The organism is Anabaena sp. FACHB-1391 (assembly GCF_014696755.1).
Taxonomy (GTDB): Bacteria; Cyanobacteriota; Cyanobacteriia; order Cyanobacteriales; family Nostocaceae; genus Dolichospermum; species Dolichospermum planctonicum.
On record NZ_JACJQS010000072.1, the window covers coordinates 1 to 6,640 of the forward strand.

Consider the following 6,640-nt stretch of genomic DNA (forward strand, 5'->3'; position numbering starts at 1 on the left):
TAGATTTGGCTGCTGCTGATGTTGCTCCTGTTGCTTTAACTGCTCCTGCAATCAACGGTTAATAACTAGAGTCTAGTTAAATAAAAAACGCTCTCCGCAAGGAGGGCGTTTTTATTATGAAAAATAAATTATTGTTAATCAGAGTTTGAATTATAATATTTGTGCTAGGAAAATAAAACGCAGTAAATACAGCAAATAAAGATAATAAAAGATAATATATGAGTCAAATAAAAGTTAAAAATTTCGGACCAATTAAGTCGGGTTTTGCAGAAAATAATGGATTTATAGATATTCGCAAAATTACTGTTTTTATCGGTAATCAAGGAACAGGAAAAAGTAGCATTGCTAAGTTAATATCAACATTAAGTTGGTTAGAAAAACAGTTGTATCGTAGAAATTTAGAAATAAAATATGTAACAAACTATAATAGGTTTGTTAAAACATATTGTAATTATCATAACTTGAAGAATTATTTCTTGCCAGAAACTGAAATTAAATATGTAGGAAATGCTTTTTATTTTTCTTTTGAAGATGGAAAATTAAACATTGATCCTATGACATCATCATTGTTCAACATTATGTGTATTGGTAATAATATTCACAAAGGATATAAAGAATATATTGTACCTAAAATTATGTATGTACCAGCAGAAAGAAACTTTTTTAGTGTTGTGAAGGAAGCTGAAAAAGTAAAAGGATTACCTCAATCATTATCTACTTTTTTTGAGGAATTAGAGCGTTCACAACAGGAATTATCAGAAAGTTTGACTTTACCAGTGGGTGATGTAAAGTTGGAATTTGATAAAATTAATAGTAGTTTAAATATTCTAGGACAGGATTATAAATTAAATATTTCCGAATCTTCAAGCGGGTTTCAGTCTTTTATTCCTTTGTTTTTAGTTTCTAGAAATATTGCGTTATCTATTGGTCAAAATAAAGATTCTTCCCAAAATGAACTTAGTGGAGAAGAACAACAAAGATTAAAAATAGAAATTGAAAGAATCCTATCCAATGATAATCTTTCTGAGGAAGTTAAAAAAGCTGCTTTGGAAGTATTATCTTCTAAATATAAAAATGAATGTTTTTTAAATATTGTTGAAGAAATAGAACAAAATCTGTTTCCCAAATCGCAAAAAGACGTTTTATATAAATTATTAGAATTTGCTAACCTTACAGAAGGTAATACACTAATTCTTACTACCCACAGTCCTTATATTATTAATTATCTGACATTAGCAATCAAGGGATATCAGGTTTTACAGAAAATTCTAGATTTACCAAACAGCAATTTACTAAAAGAACAACTAGAAAATATTGTTCCTCAAGTATCTTGTGTATCTGATGAAGATTCAGTTGTATATGAATTAACAGAGACAGGGGAAATTATCAAACTTTCTACTTATGAAGGATTACCTACTGATGAAAATTATCTCAATTCTTTCTTAGCAGAGACTAATAACCTTTTTGATAATTTACTGGAAATTGAGGAACAAATATGAGTATAAATTTTTTTGATACTAATTGTCAGAGTCAGACAAATCAGCCTAAATTTGGACTTTGTGATGATCCTAACAAAGATAAAGATCCTAATTATTCAGAATACTATAAAAGTTTCCTAAATTAAAATACAACTTTATAAACTAAATTTATGTATCAATACCAAGATTTTATCATTCGTAATTGGCAAGAGAGCGATCGCACCTTAGCCTCCCAAGTCATTAGTTCTGTATTATCAGAATATGGTTTACCTTGGCAACCGGAAGCAGCAGATAAAGATGTATTAAATATTCAAGAATATTATTTAAAAACAGGTGGGGAATTTTGGGTAATTGAACAGGAATATCAAATTGTCGGGACTGCTGCCTATTATCCCATAAATCGCGGCGAAAAAGCGGTAGAAATCAGAAAAATGTACCTTTTACCAAAAGTACGCGGTTTAGGATTAGGAAAGTTTTTATTACAACAATTGGAAACGGTAATATCTGCGGGTGGTTTTGAGCAAATTTGGATTGAAACTGCTAGTATTTTAACGGCAGCTGTTAAACTTTATGAAAGTAATGGTTATTTACCAACAACAGGAGTAGAAACTACCAGATGTGATCTAGTTTATGTAAAGTATCTATGATGAACATATTCCAAAATTTACTAAATCTTTTTCTCAAGTCTGATTGTCCCCTGTGTCAACGTTCTACAGCCAGGGAACTTTGTCCATATTGTACCAGACAAGTTCAAAGTTGTCATCAACAAAATCCCGCTTATTTATGGAAACAACCATTACCAATATTTGTTTGGGGAAATTATGGTGGTGGTGTCAAAAGAGCGATCGCTGCATTAAAATATAAAAATCAGCCTCAAATTGGTTATCTTTTGGGAAAATGGTTAGGAGAATCATGGTTATTAAATTCACCACAACCCCAAAAACAGCTTTTAGTTGTTCCTATTCCTATGCACCCCAAAAAACAAAAACAAAGAGGTTTTAATCAAGCTGCATTAATAGCTGAAGGTTTTTGCAATGTGACAGGATACAAATTGAAAGTCAATGGTTTAGAACGCATTAAGGAAACTGAAGCACAATTTAGTTTATCCGCAGTTCAAAGACAACAAAACTTAGCAAATGCTTTTATCATTGGTAAAGATTTGCGTCGTCCTCCCAATATACCAATATTATTAGTGGATGATATTTATACTACTGGTGCTACTGTCAAAGCTGCCGTGAAAACACTGGAAATACATCAAATTAAAGTTTTAGGTGTAGCTGCTGTGGCCACGACAAACAAAGAAAAAAACAAAGAAAAATAAAGCTATATTAGATTAGTTACCCTGTCTTGCTGGGGAAAGTATTTTAATGTATGAAAATTAATTTATGAAAAAGAATTTTGTAGTTGGTTTTAGACAAATTTTAATTATTCCTATCACATTACTAATAATAGGGATTGGGAGTAAAACAGTTTCCGCACAAAATACACAAAATAAATTATATAGTCCCATTCCTTTAACTGATTTTACAGAAATTTCTGATACTTTGTCAAACAAAGATATTCCCACAGGACAGGGAGGATTTGCTCGTGATTATGCGGTCAAATTAAACAAAGGTGATAATTTAGCAGTTGATTTATCATCGGAAAATTTCGACACCATTATTACACTATTAGCTCCCAATGGTGTAACGGTTTTAGAAAATGATGATGGTCCTGAGGGTACGAGTAATTCTGTGCTATTTACCCGCATTACAGAAACGGGGACTTATATTGTCCGGGTTCGTTCTTTTGGGGAAACTGGGGTAGGGAAGTTTAAACTCAAAGTGACAAAACTGCAACCTGTGAAGTAGACCTGGGTTAGATGTGGGGTTTGATTCGTTGACAGTAGTTTAAAAAGCATTTATAATAACTTCATTACAACCTACTCAGGATGACTATATATAGATTATCTGAATGAAAAGGGGCAAAAAATGAATTTTTATGATGCTTTTATTTCCTATGGCCGTCCTGATAGTAAAGCCTTTGCTATAAATCTTAATGAAAAATTGACAGCAGCGGGTTTGAATGTCTGGTTTGATCAAGACGATATTCCCCCAGCAGTGGATTATCAAAAACAAATTGATGATGGCATAGAAAAAGCCCATAATTTCTTATTTATTATTGCTCCTCACTCAGTTAATTCTCCCTATTGTCTCAAGGAGATTGAACTGGCTATTAAACTAAATAAACGAATTATTCCTTTACTTCACGTTGAGCAAATTAGCCAGGAAATATGGCAACAAAGAAACCCGAATAAAACTGAAGAACATTGGCAAGAAGACCAACAAAAAGGGCTGCATTCTATTTATCCGAATATGCACTCAATAATTAGTAAAATTAATTGGATTCGGTTTGCAGATAATCTTGATGATTTTTCTAACTATTTTAACGGTTTATTGACTGCAATTAATACACATCAAGATTATGTAGAACAACATACCAATTTTTTAGTGCAAGCTTTAGAATGGTCGAGAAATCAGCAACAAACCAATTATTTTTTAGTCGGGGAAGAAAGAGGAAAAGCGGAAAAGTGGTTAAAACAGAGATTTACTAAAGAACAACAGCCTTGTCTACCTACAGATTTACATTGTGAATTTATTTGTGAAAGTATAAAAAATTCTCATAATTTACTAAGTCAAGTTTTTCTAGCAGCCGCAGATAAAGACGAGGTAATTAAGGAGAAAATTAGAAAAACATTAATGCGTGAAAGTATTACTGTTTGGACAAACAAGACTGATATTAAAACTGGAACTGGATTTGAAAAGGCAATTAATCAAGGAATTGAAGGAGCAGATAACTTTGTCTATTTAATATCATTGGATTCCTTACAATCGGAATATTGTCAACAGGAATTAAATCAAGCTTTAGCAAATAATAAACGGATTATTCCTTTATTGGTTGCAGAACCTGATTTTAAATTAATTCCCCTAGAGTTAAAGAAATTACAGTTTATTGATTTTACTCAATCAGAAAACGAAGCAGAATATCGTTTCAGTACAGATAAATTATTACAAGAATTAAAAAAAGAATCTTCCTATTATGAAAAACATAAAATCCTGTTAGTCAAAGCCCGGAAATGGCAAAAACAAAATCAAAACCCTAGTTTATTATTGCGGGGTTATAACCTCCAACATTTTGCAGCTTGGTTAAAGGTAGCAAAACAGCGAGAAGATTATCCTCCCTTACCTTTACAAGAGGAGTTTATTACTACCAGTCTCAATCAATCAGAAGCATCTTCTTTAGAAGTTTTTATCTCCTATTCTCGTACCGATTCAGATTTAGCGCGGAAAATCAATGACGCTTTACAAGAATTAGGAAAAACGACTTGGTTTGACCAAGAAAGTATTGCCACAGGGACTGATTTTCAGCAGGAAATAAATCGAGGAATTGCCAATTCCGATAACTTTTTATTTATTATTTCACCTAAATCAGTAAACTCTCCCTACTGTGCTGGTGAGGTGGAATATGCCAAAAATTTGGGTAAACGTTTTATTACTGTACTACATCGCCCTTTATCAAATGATGATAAACAAAAACTCCCTGCGGCTTTAGCAAATGTGCAATGGCTCGATTTTAATCAGCATGGAGGGGAATTTTTTGCCAATTTTAATGAGTTAGTGAGGACGCTGGATACAGATAGAGATCATGTCAGAAGTCACACGAAATGGTCACAACGGGCGTTAGAATGGCAAGAAAAAAATAAAAATGCAGGTTTGTTATTACCAGAAATTGAATTTGCAGTTGCTGAAGCATGGTTAAAGACAGCAGAAACAGAGAATAAAAAGCCGGCTACGACAGCTTTACAGAAGGAGTTGATTGATAAAAGTCGAGAAGCGATAGAAGCACAAAAGAAACAAAATCAGCGTCAGTTATTGGTTTTGAGGTCGCTGCTTACGGGTGCTGTTGTTTTATTGGTGGCAGCAATTGGCACAACTGGCTTTGCTTTCTTACAAAAACGGGAAGCTGAAAACGCTAAAAATCAAGCTCAAACAAGTGAGCAAAAAGCTAAAAAAAGTGAACGGGAAGCTAAAAAACAGGCAACTATCGCCACTACAGAAAAACAAAATGCTGTCATAGCCAGCGATAAAGCTCAAAAAAGTGAGCAGGAAGCCAAAAAACAGGCAACTATCGCCACTACAGAAAAACAAAATGCTGTCATAGCCAGCGATAAAGCTCAAAAAAGTGAGCAGGAAGCCAAAAAACAGACAACTATCGCCAATAAAGAAAAACAAAATGCTGTCATAGCCAGCGATAAAGCTCAAAAAAGTGAGCAGGAAGCCAAAAAACAGGCAACTATCGCCAATAAAGAAAAACAAAATGCTGTCATAGCCAGCGATAAAGCTAAAAAAAGTGAACGGGAAGCCAAAAAACAATTAAAGCAAGCACAACTTAATCAAGCCGAATCTCTTGGTAGATATTCTTTATCTTTATCTAATACTAGTCAGAAATTCGATGCTTCTATCCAAGCAATTAAAGCAGGAATAATCCTGAGAACCCAGAAATTATTCAACTTAGTGGTGATGAATGCCTTACAAGCACCTCTTAGTGATACAAGCGAAAAGAATCGCTTGGTAGGGCATAGTGGTACTGTCTGGAGCGTCAGTGTTAGCCCGGACGGCAGGACTTTGGCTTCTGGTAGTCAGGACAAGACAATCAAACTGTGGAATCTAGACACAGGTAAGGAAATTCGCACCCTCACTGGGCATACTGATACTGTCTACAGCGTCAGTTTTAGCCCGGACGGCAAGACTTTAGCTTCTGGTAGTGATGACCAGACAATTAAACTGTGGAATCTAGACACAGGTAAGGAAATTCGCACCCTCTCTGGGCATAGTAATTGGGTCTGCAGCGTCAGTTTTAGCCCGGACGGCAGGACTTTGGCTGCTGGTAGTGGTGACCAGACAATCAAACTGTGGAATCTAGACACAGGTAAGGAAATTCGCACCCTCTCTGGGCATAGTAATTCTGTCATCAGCGTCAGTTTTAGCCCAGACGGCAGGACTTTGGCTTCTGGTAGTGATGACCAGACAATCAAACTGTGGAATCTAGACACAGGTAAGGAAATTCGCACCCTCTCTGGGCATAGTAATTCTGTCATCAGCGTCAGTTTTAGCCCAGACGGC

5 protein-coding genes are annotated in these 6,640 nt (G+C 34.6%); all 5 read left to right on the forward strand.

Going from position 1 to position 6,640, the window contains the following annotated elements; genetic code table 11:
• Positions 1-218: 218 nt before the first annotated feature.
• Positions 219-1,499 (forward strand): AAA family ATPase, encoded by a 1,281-nt coding sequence (locus H6F62_RS20100; RefSeq protein ID WP_190372817.1) that lies wholly within the window; start codon positions 219-221, stop codon positions 1,497-1,499.
• A gap of 149 nt (positions 1,500-1,648) precedes the next feature.
• Complete coding sequence (locus H6F62_RS20105; protein ID WP_190372818.1) at positions 1,649-2,125, forward strand: GNAT family N-acetyltransferase; 477 nt, start codon at positions 1,649-1,651, stop codon at positions 2,123-2,125.
• The gene (locus tag H6F62_RS20110; RefSeq protein WP_190372819.1) at positions 2,122-2,799 is read left to right on the forward strand and encodes a ComF family protein; all 678 of its coding nucleotides are present in this window, start codon (positions 2,122-2,124) and stop codon (positions 2,797-2,799) included. Before H6F62_RS20105 ends, H6F62_RS20110 begins: the two co-directional genes overlap by 4 nt.
• Before the next feature lie 64 nt (positions 2,800-2,863).
• Positions 2,864-3,328, forward strand: a complete 465-nt coding sequence (locus tag H6F62_RS20115; RefSeq protein WP_190372820.1) for a PPC domain-containing protein — start codon at positions 2,864-2,866, stop codon at positions 3,326-3,328.
• Positions 3,329-3,448: 120 nt separating this feature from the next.
• Positions 3,449-6,640, forward strand: a 3,192-nt coding sequence (locus tag H6F62_RS20120; RefSeq protein ID WP_190372821.1) for a TIR domain-containing protein, incomplete at its 3' end; no start/stop codon positions are given.

Excerpts from the sequence above, each read along its gene's own strand:
- H6F62_RS20100 (WP_190372817.1), top strand. The coding sequence starts at position 219 with ATGAGTCAAATAAAAGTTAAAAATTTCGGACCAATTAAGTCGGGTTTT.
- H6F62_RS20110 (WP_190372819.1), top strand. The coding sequence starts at position 2,122 with ATGATGAACATATTCCAAAATTTACTAAATCTTTTTCTCAAGTCTGAT.
- H6F62_RS20115 (WP_190372820.1), top strand. The coding sequence starts at position 2,864 with ATGAAAAAGAATTTTGTAGTTGGTTTTAGACAAATTTTAATTATTCCT.
- H6F62_RS20105 (WP_190372818.1), top strand. The coding sequence starts at position 1,649 with ATGTATCAATACCAAGATTTTATCATTCGTAATTGGCAAGAGAGCGAT.